The sequence below is a fragment of the Acidithrix ferrooxidans genome, from assembly GCF_000949295.1.
Lineage (GTDB): Bacteria > Actinomycetota > Acidimicrobiia > Acidimicrobiales > Acidimicrobiaceae > Acidithrix > Acidithrix ferrooxidans.
In genome coordinates this window covers 42,102-63,947 of sequence record NZ_JXYS01000007.1, presented here as the reverse complement: position 1 = coordinate 63,947, position 21,846 = coordinate 42,102, and the positions used below count along the sequence as shown (strand labels likewise).

General features: G+C 47.5%; 17 protein-coding genes and 3 pseudogenes. 12 read left to right on the top strand and 8 right to left on the bottom strand.

Translation table 11 applies throughout. The annotated features are described in order from the left end of the window. The first annotated feature begins 240 nt into the window (after positions 1 to 240). The 4 genes and pseudogenes from AXFE_RS01825 to AXFE_RS21225 all read left to right on the top strand — a co-directional run. Positions 241 to 516 carry a hypothetical protein gene (locus AXFE_RS01825; RefSeq protein WP_052604186.1) on the top strand — a complete coding sequence of 92 codons (276 nt, stop codon included), beginning with the start codon at positions 241 to 243 and terminating at the stop codon, positions 514 to 516. A gap of 139 nt (positions 517 to 655) precedes the next feature. After that, positions 656 to 922 (top strand): annotated as a pseudogene (locus AXFE_RS01820) (integrase core domain-containing protein); the annotation flags it as partial. A gap of 110 nt (positions 923 to 1,032) precedes the next feature. Next, positions 1,033 to 1,395 (top strand): hypothetical protein, encoded by a 363-nt coding sequence (locus AXFE_RS18950; protein WP_152625796.1) that lies wholly within the window; start codon positions 1,033 to 1,035, stop codon positions 1,393 to 1,395. Positions 1,396 to 1,534: 139 nt separating this feature from the next. Then, positions 1,535 to 1,948, top strand: a pseudogene (locus AXFE_RS21225) (zinc ribbon domain-containing protein); the annotation flags it as partial. Positions 1,949 to 2,131: 183 nt separating this feature from the next. Here the strand turns inward: AXFE_RS21225 and AXFE_RS01810 are convergent. From AXFE_RS01810 to AXFE_RS01800, 3 genes are all read right to left on the bottom strand, one after another. Further along, on the bottom strand, positions 2,132 to 2,614 hold the full coding sequence (locus AXFE_RS01810) for a peroxiredoxin (protein ID WP_052604201.1): 483 nt from the start codon (positions 2,612 to 2,614) through the stop codon (positions 2,132 to 2,134). 194 nt (positions 2,615 to 2,808) lie between these two features. Next, positions 2,809 to 5,007 carry an SF1B family DNA helicase RecD2 gene (recD2, locus tag AXFE_RS01805; protein ID WP_052604200.1) on the bottom strand — a complete coding sequence of 733 codons (2,199 nt, stop codon included), beginning with the start codon at positions 5,005 to 5,007 and terminating at the stop codon, positions 2,809 to 2,811. A 210-nt stretch (positions 5,008 to 5,217) separates the two neighbouring features. Then, entirely contained in the window at positions 5,218 to 5,775 is a 558-nt protein-coding gene (locus AXFE_RS01800; protein ID WP_052604183.1) for an MBL fold metallo-hydrolase, read from the bottom strand. Positions 5,776 to 6,054: 279 nt separating this feature from the next. Between AXFE_RS01800 and AXFE_RS01795 the strand changes: the two genes are divergently transcribed. Then, positions 6,055 to 6,960, top strand: coding sequence for an NAD(P)-dependent oxidoreductase (locus tag AXFE_RS01795; protein WP_052604182.1), 906 nt, complete (start codon positions 6,055 to 6,057; stop codon positions 6,958 to 6,960). Between the two features lie 135 nt (positions 6,961 to 7,095). Here AXFE_RS01795 and AXFE_RS01790 read toward each other — a convergent pair whose 3' ends face one another. Further along, on the bottom strand, positions 7,096 to 7,701 hold the full coding sequence (locus AXFE_RS01790; protein ID WP_160291687.1) for a bifunctional nuclease domain-containing protein: 606 nt from the start codon (positions 7,699 to 7,701) through the stop codon (positions 7,096 to 7,098). A 92-nt stretch (positions 7,702 to 7,793) separates the two neighbouring features. Next, on the bottom strand, positions 7,794 to 8,981 hold the full coding sequence (gene rodA, locus AXFE_RS01785) for a rod shape-determining protein RodA (protein ID WP_052604180.1): 1,188 nt from the start codon (positions 8,979 to 8,981) through the stop codon (positions 7,794 to 7,796). Between the two features lie 686 nt (positions 8,982 to 9,667). Here rodA and AXFE_RS01780 point away from each other — a divergent pair. The 7 genes and pseudogenes from AXFE_RS01780 to AXFE_RS01750 all read left to right on the top strand — a co-directional run bounded on the left by AXFE_RS01780 (position 9,668) and on the right by AXFE_RS01750 (position 19,117). Further along, positions 9,668 to 10,741, top strand: coding sequence for a PspA/IM30 family protein (locus tag AXFE_RS01780; RefSeq protein ID WP_082058393.1), 1,074 nt, complete (start codon positions 9,668 to 9,670; stop codon positions 10,739 to 10,741). A 209-nt stretch (positions 10,742 to 10,950) separates the two neighbouring features. Beyond that, positions 10,951 to 11,574: pseudogene (locus tag AXFE_RS01775) on the top strand (IS607 family transposase). Then, the gene (locus AXFE_RS20320; RefSeq protein WP_200891158.1) at positions 11,564 to 12,220 is read left to right on the top strand and encodes a DNA polymerase III subunit delta; all 657 of its coding nucleotides are present in this window, start codon (positions 11,564 to 11,566) and stop codon (positions 12,218 to 12,220) included. The pseudogene AXFE_RS01775 and the gene AXFE_RS20320 overlap by 11 nt, the downstream one beginning before the upstream one ends. A 49-nt stretch (positions 12,221 to 12,269) precedes the next feature. After that, the gene (locus AXFE_RS20315) at positions 12,270 to 12,620 is read left to right on the top strand and encodes a hypothetical protein (protein ID WP_200891157.1); all 351 of its coding nucleotides are present in this window, start codon (positions 12,270 to 12,272) and stop codon (positions 12,618 to 12,620) included. 37 nt (positions 12,621 to 12,657) lie between these two features. Then, on the top strand, positions 12,658 to 12,894 hold the full coding sequence (locus AXFE_RS20310; RefSeq protein WP_235347510.1) for a hypothetical protein: 237 nt from the start codon (positions 12,658 to 12,660) through the stop codon (positions 12,892 to 12,894). A 2,374-nt stretch (positions 12,895 to 15,268) separates the two neighbouring features. Then, positions 15,269 to 16,990 carry an HlyD family secretion protein gene (locus tag AXFE_RS01755; protein ID WP_052604177.1) on the top strand — a complete coding sequence of 574 codons (1,722 nt, stop codon included), beginning with the start codon at positions 15,269 to 15,271 and terminating at the stop codon, positions 16,988 to 16,990. Positions 16,991 to 17,158: 168 nt separating this feature from the next. After that, positions 17,159 to 19,117, top strand: a complete 1,959-nt coding sequence (locus AXFE_RS01750; protein ID WP_052604176.1) for a glycosyltransferase family 2 protein — start codon at positions 17,159 to 17,161, stop codon at positions 19,115 to 19,117. A 359-nt stretch (positions 19,118 to 19,476) separates the two neighbouring features. Here the strand turns inward: AXFE_RS01750 and AXFE_RS01745 are convergent, their stop codons facing one another. Genes AXFE_RS01745 through AXFE_RS19810 form a run of 3 tightly spaced genes read right to left on the bottom strand, consistent with a single transcriptional unit; the run spans position 19,477 to position 21,745 of the window. Further along, complete coding sequence (locus AXFE_RS01745; protein ID WP_052604175.1) at positions 19,477 to 20,595, bottom strand: galactokinase; 1,119 nt, start codon at positions 20,593 to 20,595, stop codon at positions 19,477 to 19,479. Then, positions 20,592 to 21,578, bottom strand: coding sequence for a galactose-1-phosphate uridylyltransferase (gene galT, locus AXFE_RS01740; protein WP_052604174.1), 987 nt, complete (start codon positions 21,576 to 21,578; stop codon positions 20,592 to 20,594). The genes AXFE_RS01745 and galT overlap by 4 nt, the downstream gene beginning before the upstream one ends. Then, entirely contained in the window at positions 21,578 to 21,745 is a 168-nt protein-coding gene (locus AXFE_RS19810) for a hypothetical protein (protein ID WP_160291686.1), read from the bottom strand. The genes galT and AXFE_RS19810 overlap by 1 nt, the downstream gene beginning before the upstream one ends. Between the last annotated feature and the right edge of the window lie 101 nt (positions 21,746 to 21,846).

The window sequence follows — 21,846 nt, the reverse complement described above, 5'->3', positions numbered from 1 at the left end:
TCGATATATTTACATCTAGCTCATACAAGTACTCAACTAGCGACAACGGTTCGCCTATGAAGGGGATAACCCTAGTGGCACTGTGTTACCTACTTGATACAGCTGCCTCCTACTCACGTCCCAGGAGTTCACTGTTAACCGGCTAATAGGATCTCATTTCGTAAACGTTCGGTGAACCCGTACCACCCCTGACGAAAACAGGACCGGACACGAAGCGCTAGATAGTGTTAACTGGTAGTCATGGACAGTTTGCATACAACCGAGTCAGCGTACTGGAAGGCGGAGGCAGAACGCCTCGCTGGCGATAATGCCCGTCTTCAGGCGGAGAACGCCGAACTTCGAGCACGGGTTAGTGAGCTCGAAGGCCAGATTGGCGCACTCACCGAGAGGGTGACGACTCTCGCAAAGCTCGTCTTTGGCACCTCGTCGGAGAAGAGTAAGTCAGTCGAGATGTACACACCTTTTTGGGATTATCTGCCGAAATCAGTCACCTACGCACTGCAGTCGAAGTTCTAGCAGACAATGTTCGTCGTCATGAAGAACAGATTCGACGTCTCAGCAGAGAAGATCGTTACCGACGACCGGCGACTTGAAATCTTCAAAAGTCCATAGATTGTTTGGAACAGGATTAGCCGGTTAATCGAATGACAATGCTCACATGGAATCGATGTTTCGCACAGTCAAGTACTGTGCGAGCTATCCCCACGATGGCTTTGCCTCCCTCATGGCGGCAAGGGTCTGGATCGAGGGATTCGTCCAGTTCTACAACGAGGAGCACCATCACTCTGGCTTGAACTTTGTGACCCCAAACCAAAAACATAACGGCGAAGATGTCATGATCCTCGCCAAGCGAGTCAAGGTCTACGAGGAGGCCAAAGCCAAGAATCCAAAACGATGGATCAATGCCAACACCCGGAACTGAAAGCCAGTTGTCTCTACGTCACTTGTTCCAACAAACCAGACAACGACAGCATCAAAGTCCACCACTGCAGCGTCTGATGCATTGTCTGATTTGAACCTAACGAGTCTGCCATGAGTGCCAGACCTCCGTTGCGTCACGATAGCGTCACGATAGCGTGCCCTGTCTGTGGAGGCAACTTCCCCTTGTCAGGGAGGAGAACCTACTGCTCAGATGCTTGTCGGGCTCTTGCTTATCGACGACGTCACGATATAGGTAGCATTCTTCCAGTCACAGTTCCAGGGTCAAAGTCACATCGAGGCTTCACCGTCTATGAGTGTAGGTGTTGTGGTGAACGATCCCTCGGAGAACAACGCTGCTTAGAGTGTAATACCTTTATGGCTCGAGTAGGAATAGGGGGATATTGTCCCTCCTGTGACGAACCAATCTCCATTACCGATCTACTTGGGGAGGAGTTGACACAAGCAAGAAAATAAATCGGGGATAGTTGACTTAGTTGCTACCCCGGTCGAGTGGATAGCAACTAAGATATATAACAGTTACTTCCAGCAAATACACTGACGGTTACCGCAGTGGTCAAGAGGCCCTCAAGAGCAATACCTCAATGAGAAAACTAACTTAGAGATAGAACCCCTAAACGAGTCATATTCTAGCCAAACTTGTCCAGCGTGCTTAAGACGCAACCGACCATCAGGTCGGCACTACCGATGCAAGAGCCCTATCTGTGGGTTCAGCTGTCATCGAGACGCCCTAGGAGCAATAAACATTCTCCAGAAGGCGATATACGCAGAGCACTCTCCAATTGGACTAGATACAACAATCTTAGTCACGTATCTTCGAGCTGAAAAACATTGGTCACTCAATCAACGCAAGACACACCAAAAGGTGCAGTGCCCTAAGGCCAGAGCCCGAAGTAGTGCCCAGAACCGGGCCTTGTCTGAGATATCTCAGACAGGCAAGCCGAAACTAGCAAACTCATCTACCAGTGCTAATTCATTAGCACCAGACCAGTCGGTCCCGGTGGCGTGATGGAAGCGATGTTAGGGAACCCCAACCAAACAGACGAGGCCAGAAGCCCCGTCTGTAAGGGCGTGGAGGTTCACTGAACTTCTCACCCCAGCCACAACTGCTTTTCCAATTGTGATGGCTGGGGTAACCATTGGTTGGCGGATTCGAACAACCAAATGAGCAGCAATCGAGATGGATTTGGTCTTATAGCTTAGCCAAGATAGCCTCGGCTGAACTGACATCCAGTCCACCACCTGGCTCTACCTCAAGTGAAGTAACAATTCCATCTTCAATGATCATCGCATATCGCTGGGAGCGAATTCCCATCCCGAAGCCACGGCCATCTAGCTCGAGACCCACAGCCTTGGTGAAATCGCCATTTCCATCGGCAATCATAATAACCTCATCACCAACATTTTGAGACTTTCCCCATGCACCCATCACGAATGAATCATTTACAGATATACATGCAATCTTGCCAACGTTCTTGGCTTTGATATCTTCTGCACGAATAACAAACCCAGGAAGATGATAGTCAGAACAGGTGGGGGTGAAAGCTCCCGGTACTGCGAAAAGCACCACCTTCCCGCTACCCAAAAGATCCGCACTAGAGGCAGATTCCGTTTTGTCGCCGATAGTCACAGCCACGTTAAGATCAGGAATCTTGTCGCCGACAGCTATTGCCATATAAAACTCCACAATGCTATTTTGATCCACTTCGACCAAAGCTCTCTCTGTATTTAGAGAGGCCACTCTCAAAAACCACCAAAGCCACCTTTTGTATTCCGCCAAAGACCATCGAGCCACAAAATCTACCTTAAAAAGCGACTTCGGCTATAAGGCCAATAGGTACCCAAAACCGAGTCATGTGCCAACAGTGCCTAAATAGCCCGGGTAAGTTGCTGTCTGAGGCCACTCAAGCGCTTTGATGAACTTCGATTCGAGACTGCAATAGCAAGTGCTCTTTTATCCCCCACAATGACGGCTAACGACTTTGCGCGGGTTAGCGCTGTATACAAGATGTTGCGATCAAGCATGGAATAGTGTGACATTGAAAGCGGAATTACCACACATGGATATTCAGAGCCTTGTGATTTATGGATAGATGTGGCATAGGCCAAAACGATCTCGTCCAAATCACCAAAGTCATAGGCAACGCGGCGGTTCTCAAAATCTATCGACAATACTTCTTCGTCGAGGTCTATCTCTTGTATGATCCCTATATCTCCATTGAAGACGTCCTTATCGTAGTTGTTCACAACTTGAAGAACCTTGTCCCCTACTGAAAAAGAGTTTCCGAATTTTGTAATGCGATTTGAATTCGAACTAAGAACTGCAGCTAAGGACTCATTTAAAGCGCGGGCACCCGTCCCTCCACGATTCATAGGAGTAAGAACTTGTACTTGCGAGATCGGATCCAAGTGAAATCGCGATGGAATTCGAGAGGTTACCACACGAACTACTCGTTCTACTATCGCTGCTGGATCTTGAGCTTCAATAAAATAAAAATCATTTTTCGGGCCTGGATCGTCCAAAATTGGCAAAAGGCCAGAATTGATCCTATGAGCATTTCTAACGATCATGGACTCGCCGGCCTGCCTAAATACCTCCGTGAGACGCACAGTAGGAACCACATGCGACTCAATTATGTCAGACAAAACAGCACCTGGTCCAAGGGATGGTAACTGGTCGACGTCTCCAACAAAGACTACTCCTGCGTGCTCTGGGAGCGCAGACAGAAGTTTGTTCATCAAAACGACATCGATCATTGAGACTTCATCAATTACCAAATAATCACATTCGAGACGATTATCTTGATTGAAGCGAAATCCTAACGTAGCTGGATCAAAGTCCAAAGTACGATGTATCGTCTTTGCTAACTCCCCTGTCGCTTCGCTCATTCGCTTTGCCGCACGTCCTGTCGGCGCAGTCAAGAGCACTCTTTGGTGACGGGCTGAGATTATTGCAATCAAGCTGTTCAAAAGGGTCGTCTTCCCAACTCCCGGTCCTCCGGTAATTACCAGGACTTTCGACTTCACTCCTAACTCAATTGCCTCTCTTTGCGAAAGCGAAAGTGAGATAGAATTTTTCTTTTCGATCCAAGCAATCGCTCGTTCAGCTACGATCTCACGCCATGGCGAGGGTGCTCTCATCAATCTGGCTATATTCGTCGCCACGCCTAACTCTGCGTAATAGAGCGGCGACAGATAGATAAGTTCGACGCCATCTACCTCCCATGGGATCAAGGAGCCTTCACCTATTTCAAGATCGATGGCATCCCTTAAAATCAACTGATCAATCTCAAGAAGCTTCTCGCCCAGCTCCAAAATCGTCTTTACCTCGGCGCCGCAATGGCCCTTATTAGATAACTCTGACAGGACATAGCTGACCCCTGCTCTAGCGCGTAGGGCTGAATCGCTTGCTATTCCCAGGCTTTTAGCCAATAAGTCAGCCGTTTTGAAGCCAATCCCCCGGATCTCGCTAGCAAGCCGGTAGGGATTTGCCCTTACCACCTCGATCGCCTCATCCCCGTAGGTCTTGTAAATGCGAACGGCACGAGCAGTTCCAACACCATGTGAATGCAGAAACACCATGATTTCGCGAATCCGCACCTGTGCATGCCAGCTCGCAGTAATCTTTGCGATCCGCTTTTCGCCGATTCCCCGAATCTCGCCCAAGACCTTTGGATCGCTTTCAATCACATTAAAGATCTCAGATCCAAAGCGCTCCACCAAGAGCTTGGCAAAGTGTGGGCCAACCCCTTTGACCATCTTCGATCCCAAGTATCTCTCAATGCCCTCTAAAGAGGTCGGAGTGGAACAGACGAGACGGGTGGCTTGGAACTGCTTACCGTAGTTCGAGTCAATCCTCCAGAAACCCTCTGCCTCCACATATTCACCCGGAGAGACCTGGGCAATGGTGCCGACGACAGTTATCTCTTCCCTAACCGCCGGAACGACCACCTTTAGAACACAAAATCCCGACTCTTCGGAATGGAAGGTTACCCTCTCAACGGTTCCCGAGATTGACAGACTCTCATTTCCGCTAGTTTTTGTCGGCCTAGGCTGATTTGAATTCAATTTGACTCGACTGACCTCCAAAAGATCTCACCTAAATCTCCCAAAGTATTTTAGGGGGTCCAGCCATCACGACTTCGAGAGATCTCGATCGTTTGGCTGCAATAACTTCAATTAAGTCATTTACGAAGCCTCTGAAGCGCCAGAGACTATCTCTCTAACCACCCAGGCCGCTCCAAGACAATCACCTTAAATTTCCAAACGAGGCAGCGCTCAAAGCCTTAGTTCGCTTACCTTGAAGGAGGGCCCATGGCCCGGTACAATCAAATCCGGCTTCCTCTGTAAAACCATTGAACGAGAAGACTCCAAAGTTCTCTGATCGTGCGAATAAGGGTCAACCTCCGGTCCGCTACTCGACCACCAAAGGTGAGTGCAGACTACCAATCCGGAGTCGGCCTTGACAAAAGTTGAAACATCCTCCCGGGTATGTCCAGGCGTTGAGACGACAGTGATATTTTCAGTGATTGAAAAATTCTCCTCGTGGTTTTCCCATGAATCATCCTTATAACTCGCCATAAAGTCGTGAACCGTCGCATTCGAAAACAAAGCTACGTTCATCGTGTGGTCCAGATGTAGATGCGACACAATCACATCTGTAACTTCCGGTGCGGAATACCCAACCGATTGGATGGCCGAGATGATCAGTTCCTTATTGGAGACCATCCCTGGATCAATCACTACAACTCGCTCGCCATCGGCCGCCAAAGAGACACTAGAGGCTACGCCTGGCGATACATAACCGCTCAAAAGTTGAAAAAATCTTGCATTCATGGCCGATTACCCTACACGATCTACGCATAGTGATTCAAGTCACCCATGGCTAAAGTCCCAATTGTCAAAAGTGAATAGACCCTAAGAAAACCTTTCGACCAAGGACCGCTTCGCAGCCAATTTTGCAGCTTTTATCCCCAGGTTCGACCTACCTGACTTTTATTTTATCTTTGAAACAGTTCAATCTCACTTGGACCTCTAGGACTAGCACGAGGAACATGGTGGGCTTTTTCGATTCATCCAAGATCGAGATAGTCTTTGAGATTGTAGGATTTTGATATGCAGATATTGATTCCACACGCATTTTCTCACATCAAATTACCCAACGGCATCTCCGCAACGATATTCGATGGCGACGTTGATGAACTTCCTCCCAACCTAGATGAGATCGAGATCTATGTCCCTTCTTACATGGGCGGCGACGGGATCTACAATGCTATCGACAAGATGCCGAGACTGAAATGGCTCCAATTGCTCACTGCGGGAATCGACCGCGCTTTACCCTTTATGAGGGAAGGCGTCACCCTTTGCAATGCCAAAGGGGTACATGACGATGCAACGGCCGAGTTGACGATAGCCCTGATTCTAACCAGACTGCGAGGCATCGACGCAACCATCCGGGCAAAGAACCAAGGCTGGAGCACCCGAAAAACACGTCCCAGTATCTTCGGCGCCAAAGTCACAATAATAGGAGCTGGATCGATCGGAAGACGAATAGCGACCCTAATCACAGCCTTTGGAGGTCTTCCAACGCTCGTGTCTAAGGGCGGCCACAACGACACGATAGCATTCAACGTGTGCGAAGAAGTTGTACGCAACTCAGATATAGTCGTTGTCGTCGTGCCGCTCACATCGGAGACCAAAGGCCTCATAGACGCAAACTTCTTAGCCATGATGCCCAATAATTCACTCTTGATCAACGTTGCACGAGGAGAGGTAGTGGTAACTGCGGACCTCTACAAAGAAGTCTCCTCTGGGAGGATATCAGCTGGCATAGATGTTACCGATCCAGAACCATTAGATCCCAGCCACCCGCTCTGGGAGTGTGAAAATGTGGTCATAACTCCCCATGTTGGAGGAGCAACCAAATCGTTCTACATAAAAGCAACCGAACTTTTAGAGGACAACCTTGCCAGAATTTCAAGGGGAGAGACCCCAAAAAATGTTATCGAAGGTTCTTACTGATCTTTAGAGGTCGCAGGCCCCTAAAGGCAATGAGAGATCTAGGAAAAAGATGCCGGGCAATGATATGGGCCATTTAGATTCATGAGCAAGCTCGTCACTCACACGAAAATCAAAATGGCCCAGCCACAGAAGTCCTTATCCAAATAGCGTCTCTGAAACCATCAATGGGGGCATGATGGGAGAGGCTAGACCCAACAAAATAGCGTCACTAAGCCGAGAGGGAACGGTCCTTTGTTGACCACGGCTATCGACAACGGTAACCTCCGCCAAGAAGACACCCCCTTGACGCCCAGTGATTGAAATCATTGCGATAGTCATGGAAAATTGATCAAAAAGGTCTGACACCACATCGGCGAGCAAGGGTCGCCTTCTCGGAAGATGGAGCAATGCCGCTGCTATCATAGACGCCTGATCTAGAGATATCGGAACCGAAAGCCGTCTATTGGGCTCATCCGTCTCTTCTATGATCACATGGCCAAAGGTGTCTGGTAACGCGACGCCAACGTCCACAACACGGCTACGCCTGCGACTGGACAATCGAAGAACGGTTTCATCAAAGCCAGATGACACGCACTCTTCGTCGATAGTATCAACTTTTGGATGTGAAAAATCTAATTCATCGAGCGATGAATCGACCTCGAGCAACTCCTTGGGTGAAACATCTTCGTGAGAAGTGCCCGATGGTACGAATGGAGAATCGTCAAGGGTCTCAGACTGAACTTTGCCATTCAATTCTTCCACTTGCGGTATTTCTTGTCTTTCCAACTCAGGTAGCTTCGTCTTCCTAGGGCCAGGCCCCATTCCTAGCCTTCGAATCTAAACCCAGTCGAGGGCTATTCGTTCATTTGAGCGGCAAATTGGCGTTTATCATCCGGTACATATCTAGAGTTTCGCATCCCAATCCCCAATGCTACACCCACAGCTGTGAAAAAGGAGAGTGCAGCAGATCCACCATAGCTCATAAATGGAAGCGGTATCCCAGTAATGGGCATAATCCCCATAGTCATCGCTACATTCTGGAAGATCGAAAAGGACAACAGCCCCAAAACACCAGCAGCCAAGAGGCGACCAAGTCTGTCTCTAGCGATCGACATCACATGCCAAACTCTCCAGCATATAAAGCCGAATCCTAAGATTACGAGGCTCCCTCCGATAAAGCCAAACTGCTCCCCAACTGCGGTAAAAATAAAGTCTGTCTGCTGCTCGGGTACGTATGACAGATTTGTTTGAGTCCCATGGAACAATCCTTTGCCATAGAGTCCACCGGAACCAATGGCGATCTTGGATTGCGCCAAATTGTAGCCCGTCGTAGCATTATTTGCATGAGGATTTACGAATGAAGTCAACCTGTTGAGCTGATATTTCTGCAATATATGAAGATGAATCACGACGTAAATACCAAATACCGCCAACATGGCCAATACCACCAAATGAACCAGACGGACTCGAGCAACGACCAACTGGCACAGAAAGACCACGCCGATGATGATGGCTGTACCGATATCAGGTTGCTTGATGACGAGTGCCATAGGTAGCCCAGCCAGGGCCAAAACCCCTATCAATCTTCCGATCGGTATTGGTCCTTCGCCATCCCTCAGAAAAAAGGCCGCACTTAAAAGAACTGCTAGGGTTGCGAACTCCGATGGCTGGAGTTGAAGTGGACCAAGTTGGAACCAACGTTGAGCGCCTAGTGCGCTATGGCCAATAGGAGAAAGGACCGCCAGAAGTCCTAGACATACCCCGCCATAGACCACGTAAGCCAAGCGACGAATATGACGATAGTCGATCAGAACCGTTACGATCATTGCGATAAAACCCAAGACGACCCAGATCGCTTGGCGCTCCAAATAATATTTGGGGTTCAAACCTCCACTTTGGAGTTTTCCCTTCGTTGCGCTATAGACCATAACAACGCCCACGAGTGCCAAGGCAAGCGTTGCGATCACGAGCGAATAGTCAAAGTGCAAAAGGCTCTCTTTCGCCACTCGTTTCCGGGTTGCAAACATCGAAAATGTCGTCATTTTTCACTGATCCTGACAAATAGTCATAGTTAGGGTGTATCCATCGTAATCTTGTCCTGATGCTCGGATCCAAGCTTAACCCCTAAATCAAATTTTAGCGATTGACGCCAGTCAACCCGAGTCACCTCGACAAAACCCAAAACAATATCTTGGGCAAAGCTTCTAGCTAACAACCCATGCAAAAGAAAATCCGAACCAATCTATATCTCACTAGAACCAATCGGTGTGTCTCCTAGAGAGAGGTAAATTTTAACGCTAAACACTGCGTGCTCAAGGGTGCAATCGACACACCTACAGCCGCGAAATATTCAAAGAAAAATGCCAAATTCAGGTCATTGCCCACTTCAAAGTCACATAGTGTCTCTCGTGGCCTCCTTGAAACTAGTCTCCAGCAGATACCATTTCGGACTCCGAGAAATGGAGCGTCAGCTCAGGATATCAAGTACTCCCGCCACTTCGCGCTGGCAGATAACGGGGCTCGAAACCTGTTCTTTCCCATCGAGAAATAAAAATCATTCCACAAGGTTACAAAATTTGACGCATCTCTAAGTGAATTCCTAGCCACCACAAACTACAGTTATTACTATGCTAGTTTTTTGGCCGATCAGATTGCCAAAGGTTTGCACGTGTGCAACTTAAGTCAACGGCGCTACTAGCTAAAGCGCTAGAGAGGGAATGGATAAAAGATGAGCGTCTTTAAGCGGCTCTCGCAGGTCTTTCAACAAAAAGCCAATGCAGCTCTTGATAAGGTTGAAGACCCAACCCAAGCACTTGACCTGTCTTATACCAAGATGATGGAGAATCTCCAGCAAGTAAGGCGATCGATTGCCGATGTCCTTACATCACAAAAGAGATTAGAGGCTCAACGAGCACAGCTCAACAGTCAGTTTGAAAAACTACAAGGACAAGCCCGCCAAGCACTCCAACAAGGGCAAGAAGATTTAGCCAAAACTGCCCTTGAAAGGGCAAGGGTAGTCAAGAGTCAAGTGGATGCCCTCAACCCTCAGATCGACCAGCTACGTACACAAGAGCAAGCTCTAGAGGATACGGGGCGCAAGCTTCAAGCCAAGATCGAGGTCTTCAGAACACAGCGCGAAACAATGAAGGCTCAGTACACAGCAGCCAAAGCTTCAAGTGAAGCCGTTGAAAACCTAAGCGGTCTTTCCGAGCATATGACGGATGTAAATCTAATGCTTGATCGCGCTCAAGAAAAGATCACTCAATACCAGGCACGTTCTTCAGCCGTTGGCGAACTGGCGGACTCTGGAGTGCTTGATTCCCTGGCAATTGGCGGTGGGAACGATGACATCGAGCGTCAACTGCGTTCAGCCACCTCAAGCACTGGCGTGGATCTAGAGCTTGAGGCGATGAAAGCCGAATTGGGGTTAACGGCAGCGCCAGCCCCGGTCGCCCAGCTTCCAACCATGCCCACACCAACACCGATTGCACCACCTATTGCAGTACCAACCCCACACACAACGGCTCCGTTGGGAGAGGTATTGACGATCAGGATCGCTGGGGAATCGGTCTATCAGGTTCCAATAACGATTAAGCCGCAGCTCGATGCTCTCGATACAGCCATGGAAACCGCTATTTCCCATAGCGACGAAAAGGGTTTTGCAAACTGCGCCCGACAATTGAATAATCTTATCGTCAGCTCTGGAGCACTTCTGGCAGATGAGACAATGGCTGTCTCTGATCTAGTAGTCCCAAGTGGTGACATGACCATCGACGAGGCAAAGAAGCTATTCGATATGTAGCTCCCTTTCGCGACGGAGTCCTTCATTGAAAAGTTTCCATGAAGGACTCCGCTACAACCTTGACCTTTACACAAATCTATCTAGATGCATAGCCATAGGTTGCGCAATGGTTTTATGGGCATCACGTATTGCTTGTGAAGATCTCTAGCGCCTTAGGAGCAAACAACAGTTGACATTTTTCTATCCAACACTTGCGATACTTAACTGTAATGGCTAATACTTACAGCATTGGTGAGTTCGCACGACGGATTGGGCGTAGTCCAAGTACGGTACGGCGATGGGAGCAAGAGGGCAAGATCACGCCCAAAAGGCTCCCTAGCGGGCATCGCTACTTCGATGAGTCTGATGTACGAGCTATGCTGGGCGGCGCTCCTGTTAGTCGAGTCACTGTCGTCTAGCGCCGAGTGAGTGGTTCAGGGCAAAAAGATGACCTGGTATCACAGGTTAAAGCTATGGAGATCTACTGTCTTAACGCTGGTATAGCTGTAGATGAGTGGACTTAGGAAATCGGCGGAGGTATGAACTTCAAACGCAAGAAGTTCCTAGCGCTTATGGATCGTATACAGCACGGAGAGATTGAACGATTAATAATCGCTCATAAAGACAGACTCGTTAGGTTTGGATTCGATCTTATCGCCCACATAGCTGAAGAATCGGGATGCGAGATAGTAGTAGTCAATCAACCATCGTGTTCACCAGAACAGGAGATGGTCGAAGATATGCTCGCTATCGTCCACACTTTTAGCTGTCGGCTTTATGGCGTGAGGAAATACAAGCAACAGCTCCAGGCCGAGTATCCCAAACACAAGATTCAGGTACTCAGTGACAACTAGCACTCGCATCATCTACGCCGACACACCCAAAGAGCTACTGCCGATAGCTAAGGCCGTTGGCTACATAAGAGCGGACATCTGGCGAAGATACGGTGGACGAAAGACGGTTGGCAAAAGCTCTAACGATATTCGTAACGAAATCAGCAGTCTCGCCCTCTATTTTAACTTGCCAATAGATGGCACCATCCCTAACGAGAGCACGAAAGATATTGTTAATGATGTCTTCCTTTATCGAGCTGCCGCTCGCAAGCAGGTACGTAGGGCTATCTATGCCCGAGCCAAAGACGACAAAGAAGAACTCGCTCGCCTCTACACACTCTTGCAGGGCGAGTGGACCAAAGACAACTTCCGACACCGCCAGATGCGAAAGCATTTCAAGCACGGACATTCCAAGGTCAACAACCAATTCGTAGTCCGTTCAGACAGACACCATACCGAGATTGTTGATGGCAAAGTCGTCGTGGTCATCAACATCGCAGCCAAATACGGACAACCCATCCGTCTAGTCACAACTACCAATGGCAAGAATGTTGATCTTATCTTGCAAGAACCTCAGGATCATAGTCAAGGACGACGTTATCGAGATCCATTACGCATTCAAGAAACCACCAGGCCGCCCAGTCGGGGCCGATGTTATCGCCGTTGACAAAGGATACACCGAAGCGTTCGTGGACTCAGATGGAGACACGCACGGCATGGGGCTTGGCAAAATCATGACCGAGTACAGTGGCAAGGCTAGTAAAACTGGCAAGGCTCGCAACAAGCTACACGCCCTAGAAAAAAAGCACAGAGAAGCCGGACACACATCTAAGGCTGACCGTATCAAGACCAACAACCTTGGGACAAAGAAGATCAACGCTCGCAAGAATAAGGCACAGGAACGAATCAGGAACATTGCTTTCAAGGCAGCCCATTCGGTAGTAGACAAGGCCAGCCTCGTTATCTCCGAAGACCTAAGCCGTCCTATCGCCAAGAAGAAGCCCCGGAAGAAGTACAACAGGAAAATGTTCAGCATGGGCCAAAGGCACACTAGCAGAAGCCCTTGAATCTACAACACAACAGGCTAAAGCGAGAAATGTTCTCGTGAATGCGGCCTATACATCGCAAATGGACTCCAACACACATCTACTGGAAGGTAAGCGTGTGGGGGATAAGTTTCACTGTGCAAACGGGGATGTTCTCCAGGCTGATTTCAACGCTGCTTTGAACCTGCGACATAGATACTTCGATCATGAGATAACTCTCTATACCCCTCATAGGGAAGTTCGACGTATCTTACTAGCTCGTTCATCCGGCGCAACGATGCGTCAAGGGGCATGAGTTGCAAGAGACCCAAATCTCTTATCAACCATGTGCGGATAAGCCCAACGGCTTTGAGCAATTATGCTCAGGTTTTTGGGAGCAGATACCCGGACCGTCACCACTCCTTTGTTGACACAAGCCAAAGAGACCTCAAAGGACCGAGAAAGGTCTTCAAATACAAATCTAAGCTTTCAAAGAGCTACGGACAACTTACCCCTCGACAAGGGTCGGCATTCATTTTGCTGTTTTTGGATAAACCTCTCCGATTTGGTTGACACCCATAAAGGATGCAATACGCCCCTTCACAGCCATTAGAGCGGGCGGTTGCTCGCTCAAAATGCGAATCCTAAGCTATCTGACCTTCACCATAAGAGCAGTAGCCGTTGTCAGGCCGTCAATCACCATCAGGTGATCTCGTGGCCCCATTCGCCGAAAGAATTCTCTATCATCTTGGCAAGCTATGCAGCTCAAAACCAAGCTATGCAGTCCAAAGCTAGGAACAACATTAGCATCCGCACCGAAGTTATCCTCAAGTTGCGTAATGGTAACGCTATGTCTAGCAAACTCAAATCTTTGACGAGTAACTCTTTGGACCAATTATTCCAAAATGGCTATCACCATTGGCCCTACGAACGTGGTCGCGAAATGGCCAACTGCCCGTTTCGCGAACAAGATACCCTATTCACACGGCCTCCAAGCTATAAGCAAATAGACAAATAGTTGAAACTTCCCATTACTGATAGTTCGATTTGACATCTAAACTACCCAATTGAAGGAACTTGACGATGTCAAAGACCAGCACGTAATTTGTTCAACGTATACTCCGAAGTATATAGAGATAGCCACCAAAATTTAGGCTACTCAGTGTGATCTTTAAAAATAAATACGACAATCACTGCCAAATCTACTAATCACTATCACTATATGATGCAAAGCAAATAGCAAATAACACAATTGGAACAAATTATTCCTTTGGGCAACTACAACACAAAAGCGGACTTCAAATTCGCCATATCGTTCAAGAAACGAGTGTAATTGACACTAAAGTCTCATCCAATTATTTGAAACTTGTGATCGTGAGCAAAACTTGCGCGCCAAATGGCTTGAATGTTTCTCAAAAAAAAGAGGCCCGTTGCCGTGAAGTAGCCAATCTCGGCTGTTGGAATCAAAACGCTAGAAGTACCAATATGGCGTTGTGATTCCAACTAATAATAATAATAAGCAAGATCAAGGAATTAGATTCCACAACCATAAACGAGTGTTCCTCGACGCACAGATCGTGCTCCACCCCTAACAACCGACCCGACAAGCCAACTTTACACAATCCCCACTTGCTAAAAAAGCACCCCAGCCAAAGGCTCTTCGCTCGGTATCGCGCATTCAAGAGAGAAATATTTAAAAGAATCCAAAACTTAAATTAAAATCGACTGGTCAAGAATGAGCGCACTTATCATGACATCATTACTTGCACAAAATTGAATACCAATCCAACAAAGCGGGCAATAGTAATGCCTTATCATCAATATCAAAACTCATGATCTTCAAAATCGACCTCAGGATAGCGCAAAATCAATATAATAATTTTACAGTCCACTTGACTAATTATATTGCATGCTAACCCAGATCTAAAATTAATGATAATATAATAACAAAGTAATCCTTGCTCCAACTACCAGCCATAGATGTCTAAAATTATTCAAACCTAATTGATAGAATCGAATTTTTTTAACACCACATTGGAGTCAACTCACCCAAAATCTCGATCATAAGTTTTTACAGCAACCCTATGATCGAAAATATCTCAAAGTCGAAGGTGTTAAACCTTTAAAAATCCCCGATACCTTCGGCTCTTTCTCTTCCCATAAACCCTTGATTCAAACAGGATGGATGGATGGATGGATGGATGGATGTCCTCGGCAAGGGCAAGACCAAAAAGAAAATCAGCGAGTTCCACAGAACACCAATGATGATCTAGATAGATTCAATTTCGCCAATGGCCACCCGATAGCCACTCAGGTCGACTTTTACCAACAAGACCAGCGACAAATACCCCAACTGCTTATCGCTCAAGTGACACAAAGGCCACTCACGAAATGTTTAGAAATCCATTAGATTACACAAAATGTAATAGACTGCCATACTGGAACTGTTCCCAAATAGTATCGCAAACAACACAACGAAAATACGATCTGACAACTTATTAAAAAATCCAATTGAGATAATGCATTGGCTACTTTAGATTATGTTATATTTTAATACTACCTAAAACTTATCAATCGAATTTTCTATCCTTACCTTCTAATAGATTCAATTATCCGCGCAAAGTCAAACGAATTGAAAAAAATAAAACCTAACGATACCGGATCGAAAATTTGTCGACTTAGGAGCTCTTATGGACGAGAACAGCTGCCACGATGTTGAATCTAAAAATACACCTGACGTTGGTGATATTGGTCTAAACAGATCGAATGAAAACGATAGTTTCTTCTGGTCCTTCATAGAGGAACATCTAGACAAGCCAACCCTAGAATCAAAATCTGCCATCCTGCGTAACAATCACAGTGGCGATAGTAAAAACAATCAATCTGGAGAGTCAACACAACCATCAACTGATAGTTTCTCACAAGAAGGTCTAATGCCCATGAAAAGTGGGCCGATTGAAGGAGTAACTAATGCCTCTGCGATCGCGCAAGTACAGGATCGACCTCTTAGCGCAACAAGATGGTCTGGTTCTCCAGTATCCCCTGCCCTCATGGACGTTTGGGCCCCGCTAAATGACAGGTTAACCGCCCCGGATTTAAGGCGAAACACAAGGGATCGATCTAGAACAATAATCGCTACTCTTTTGGCAATCTTGCTTTGCATAGCCCTCTTGGTGGTGGTAATCAAAGCAATAGCACTAACCAAGCACCCCGTCGTCGCAATTGCTGCACCGGCAAAGCAGGTCGACCTCAACTTTCCAACTACGGCAAACGTCACCACTATAGATGTGACTCCAGGGCAGTATGTAAAGCAAGGTCAAACCCTTGCAACACAAGATTCTTCGAGTTATAACGCCAAAATAGCCTCAGATAACGCGGCAATTGCAGCCGACAAAGCAACGATCGCGCAAATAAGCAGTCCGACCTCGCAGAACAGCGCCAATCAACTCCTAATACAAGACGTTAATGCCGCTCAGGCAGCGGTCTCACAAAACCAAGCCACCCTGCAAGACACAATCAACACAGACAACGCACTTATTGTTGCTGACCAAAGTCAATACAACGTTTCGCTTTCTCTCCTAAGTTCTGATCAAAAGCTATACCAAACCACGTGTCCAAACGGCTTAGTGGAGCCCGCCGGATACGGATCATCCCAAGTCTCCATCCCACAGAATCAAATCGCTTATTACCAAGAATGTCTCTCACTTTATCAACAGACCAACAAAGACCAACGAAATCTTTCCGTAGCACAATCCACATTGAGCAGTGTAAATGCATCGTCAGTTGCCCAGGTCGACCAAGACAAGTTAAACCTTGCACAAGCCAATGCGGCTCTTAGCAAAGCTAAGATAAAGCTAGGCACTCCCTCAAACATAGGAAGTTCGAGTCAGATCAGCGCAGCTAACGCACAGCTACAAAAAGATCTCTCACAACTCCAATCCGACCAACGAGCAAAGCTACTTACCGCGATAACTGCCCCCATCTCAGGCATAGTCGAGCAGGTCAATGGTGCGGTGGGACAATTGGCCGGAGCATCTGGAACTGTCAACTATACAAATGGACCAAATCTTCCAACTGGATCATCAAACACGCTATTTCAATCCGCGGCCTCCGGCTCAGGATCTAGTCCTTCGGCAACGCAGCTTCCGTTCATAGTACTTAGCGATCGAAATAATTGGAAGGTGCAGCTGCTAATTCCTCAAAATAGTCTGTCTAAATTTCACTCCGGTAAAAAGGTAACGATCACCTTCTCGGGAAACCCTACAAAGACCTTTTACGGCGTCATTTCAAATGCTTCGCCCATCGAAGTAGTTCAGGGTGGTCAGATCCTCTTCGAAATAACCGCCAAAGAAGTGGGTGGAATGCCGAAGGGAATAATCCAAGGGATGGTTGGAAGCGCAACTCCAAATTAGCTAACTAAAACCGCTATGAACCGGAGTTTTACCTTGCAACTAGCTCTATATAGCGATTTAGATAAAGACATTGAAGCCTTTTCGATCTAGCGCCTACCAACAAGCAGTGCTGCAAAAGTGGCAAAGTGCTACCTTGTCTGTAACTTAGATTTTGACAAAGAGGAAACGATGACAATCAACTACTTTGGACTTGGAGCTGTAGTAACCGTCGCATTAGCAGCACTTGGCGCTGGTGTTCTTCCACTATTTTCACCGTCGAAATTCGATCTTGGCAATGGCAAGGACCTAGTAATAATCCCTAAATCGGCCAAGGGTGATTGGAGACGCCCCGCAATGCTGATGGTTACAATCATATTTGCCACATCTTTCGTGCTCATTGACCTTCACCAAGTTGCCCGGCTCTATAAATTTGCCACTTTGGCTGTAGTCTTGATCGCCTTCAATTCGCCAAGTGCTCATAGGATTGTCTCTACCGGTGAGATTCCAATAGCAATCCGAGTCTTAATTGCTCTGGACTATCCTTTAATCGCCCTATTTATTCGTGCTCGATTGGTTCGAAGGTTAGCCATAGCGTCGAACGCAATCATCTACCTTATCCTCACTATCTCCTTAGACGCAATTGAGATGATCATCTCAAGTACCACTGGCCTGGCGGTGGGTCCATTTTCAATTGAAGGCACCCTGCTGACTCTCTTTCTGTCAACAGTGATCTACCTGAGGTTCCTGCATTCCACATTCGTCCTACCGGGAGTTACATCGGTTAAAAGAGAAGGAGCCAAAAACTGCTCCGATACAATCCGGGTTCTCAGCATTGTGACTGGTCTATTGCTGATTCTCGGAATGGGACTGTTCTCACTGGCATCAATCTTCAAGATGACACTTGCAAGCCTTACAGTAATTGGAATTACGGCATATCCTGCCTTTTACACCTTGTCGTCGCTATTGATAATCGCCGTTACTCCTAAGGTCCGGCCCGGCCTACCCCGAAATAGCTCCCCTCCACTTGAGATAATCACTCCGGCCTATAACGAGAGTGCATCAATTGCATCAATGATTAAAGCAATCGATGCGGGGGCACTCACATATGGCGGCCCTGTATCGATCATCATCGCCGATGATGGATCCATGGACGATACAAGAGATCAGGCGCTATCGGTCGCATCACAATGCCGATGGGTCAAAGTAAGAGTACTCAGCTTAGGCCATGCCGGCAAAGCATTCGCGCTCAATTCTGCACTTGCCGAAACGTCGACAGAGATCGTAATAAGAATCGATGCCGACACTATTATTGACTCTGACGCATTTCTTCCGCTCCCTGGGTGGTTCGCCAACCCAGAAATCGGTTTGGTTGGGACGCTTCCCTCACCACGTAGCGACGAAGGAGTCACCTGGTTCGACCACATGCGTCGATTGGAAGAGATCAAGACCTTTGGCTTTAACCTCTTGGCACAAAGCAGGGTAAATTCAATAAATTGCATTCCAGGCACCTTTGTGGCGTTTCGAAGGAGTGCCGCGCTGAGAGTGTCTGGCTTCGCCTTCGGGATGAATGGCGAAGATGCAGACTTTACAATGCAGATATCACGACTGGGCTTTAGGGCAGTCGTTGACACTTCCATCAAAATCAAAGAAGACGTCCCCTCCGACATAGCATCATTCCGTGAACAAAGGGTGCGATGGACAAGAGCGGTCCTCCATACCTGGTCTCGCCATAGCCCCTTTTACGCAGGCTTAGTTGGCCCCAGGGCTTGGTTTTTCTATCCAAAGATGCTCTCGATGAGAGCCCTCTCACTAGCGAGAGGAGTTGTGCCGCTTTGGATACTCGCATCAATATTTTCCAGAGGCACCGCCACTACCAGAGAGGGAGCGCTAATCGCATTTGGCATATCTGGGGGAATTACCCTCTCGGTCTTAATGGTATTGGTAATACGTTATGACAACATTCGGCGATTGCCATGGCTGCCAACAGTCTTTTTATATTCACTACTCAAACGGTTCATAGGCATTGAGGCTCTATTTACACTTCCGCTCATCGACGATGCTCGTTGGAGATTAAGAAATCTTACCAACGAGACTGCATATCCACCGACAGCTAATCACGTCACTGAAGAAAACTGGACTAAAAACTAAAAATAACCAAGCTTTTCCTCTCTTCTTTTGGGCGATGGTGCAAAAGCCGCAACCTACCACAATTGGGAGATCTCCCAGAATGAGCTCTATTGGCAACTTATCCCAACTCGAAACCATTATGAAAGCTAGGGGTACCAACGCAGTTGAAATCGCCTTTAAAGGTTGACCTATAAGCTCCTCGGCAAAATACTACAAGTGATCTATGTATTAGAAAAACTTGAGTATCTTGGGGCAGAAGAAAGCAAAATCTAGCTGCTCCGAGGGCCTAGAACCTGACCTATAAAAGCAAGGTCAACCCATAGGTTGAACTCAATCGATCTCAGCCAAAGTGAGATCTCAACACTCCTATATTTGGACTCTCAAGCGACCCTTTGGAGTGTCCCAGTAGTTGAGACGATCAACACCTTTGGTTCAACCAGCGACATCGCATTAAATTTAACCTCTAGCGATCTAGAAAGTGCCTCCCAATCACCTCCTAAAACTAGCACAGAACCTCCAAAGCCACCGCCGACCATCCTTGCGCCACTGGCACCAAAATGTAAGGCCTCGTCCACGATTAAGTCCAACTCCTTACAGGAGACCTCAAAGTCATCACGCAGAGAGGCGTGAGAGGCCGTCAAATAGATACCGACGTCAAGGCCCTTTCGAAGAGAATCCACCACCCTTGAAACACGACTATTTTCATTAAGAACATGACGCGTCCGTCTATAGTGCAGATCATCCAATTTATCGTAGGCATCACTTAGCGAAGCTAAACTCAAGCTAGCCACTCCAAGGCGTTGGGCTGCTTCTTCGCATTCGCGACGACGAAGTCCATATCCTCCAGCGCTAATAGAGTGTTTGACCCTTGAATCAAAAATGGCCACTTCGCCAAAGGGTAACCCCACGTCCAAGGTCGATTTATCCGAAAAATCAATGCGGAGAGCATGATTCGCTTTACTTTGAACTATTGCCATTTGGTCCAAGTACCCCACAGGGGATCCACCGTAGTGACTTTCAGCAAAGTGGATGACCTCGACTAACTCTGACTTGCTAAGTTCAAATCCAAAAGACTCCATCAATGCCAGACCAACGCCCGCTAAAAGAGCGGCACTCGAAGAAAGGCCAGCTCCCATGGGTAAGTCGGAGACAACTCCTACGTCGCAACCACCCAAGGGCAAACCTCTAGCGATTAAGGTCTGAAAGACACCAAGGGGATATCTCACCCAACCACCTAGAGCGGGGGACTTTAGTAGATCTTCAATAGAGATCTCAAAAATTCCATTCTGATCATTTGAAAGCAACCTGATTTGGCCGTCTACCCGTCGGGAAATCCCAACCATAACATATCGATCGATCGCAAACGGAAGCGAAAGTCCCCCGTTGTAATCGGTGTGCTCGCCAATCAAATTCACACGACCAGGCGAACGGATAATCACCTCAGCTGAACGATTGAAATTTTCGTCGAAGAGTTTACCCAATACGGATGTGAGGTTCACTTAATCAAAGCTCCCGCTTTACGAATCCGCTCCGCCGCCATCTCTGGAACAACATCGGTAATAAATGCACCACCAGCCAACTCTGAGCCAGCTAGATACTTCAACTTGTCGGAACTTCGATGAGGGGGCGCGAATTCCACGTGAAAGTGAGATATCGGATCCCAATCCTGAGCCGAGTCGGTGGGCCGCTGATGAAATGCCATTATATAAGGAAGCGAAAAACCAAAGAGACAATCATAGCTCTTAGCAACCACGGAAAGGATATCTGCAAAATCAGCTCTTTCATCCATTGTTAGATCAACTAGGCTTGGACGATGCAACTTAGGCGCCACATGTACCTCGTATGGAAATCGGGCCCAGAAAGGAACCCAAGCTAGCCAGGATCCGTTGGAATAGATAACTCTATCTCCGCCCTCCAACTCAGCTGCAATAACGTCGCATTCGACACACCTACCCGTATCTTGTAAGTACTGTGCTGCGGCTTCTAGCTCCCTCTGGGCGCGTGGTGGAACGTTAGGATATCCATATATCTGTCCGTGTGGATGTGACAAGGTTGTGCCAACCACTTCACCCTTATTCTCAAAGGGCATCACATAGGAGACCTCCGCCTCCTCTCCCAATATCTTCCATCGGTCTATCCACACCTCGACCAGCATTCGCAGACGACTCAAAGGTAGATCCGCGAACGTCAAGGAATGGTCATCGGAATAAACAATTACCTCACACCTGCCTGAAGCCGGAAGAACTCGATAAAAGGAGCTATCAGCAACATCAGGAACCGGCGCATCTATCGAATAGGCCGGAAAGCGATTATCGAAGGTAACTATCTCAAAATGCTCGCTTGGAATCTCAGTGGGTGCCGACTCGTCCTTGGTGGGACAAAGGGGGCAGAAGTCATCTTTTGGCTTGTAGGTCCGATTCTGACGGTGAGTTGCAAAAGTTACCCACTCGCCTGAAGTCGGATCATATCTTCGTTCGGTCATTACGCGATCTCAACTTTTACTTGTCTATAAAAAGTGATCCTCCGCGCATCCGCCATAGCATCGACATGTCGCAGTAAAATACTCGTACCATCACTAGTGTGCACTCTCACAACAACCTCATCGCCATAATCAAAGGCGTCAGTTGCATTAGTCGGATTCTTAGTCATCATCACTCCCGTCAAAATATCTCATCAAATTCATTTAAAGACCATCCGAACTCGGCTACCACACTCAATTCACTCAACTAGTGCCGATCTTAGAAAACTAG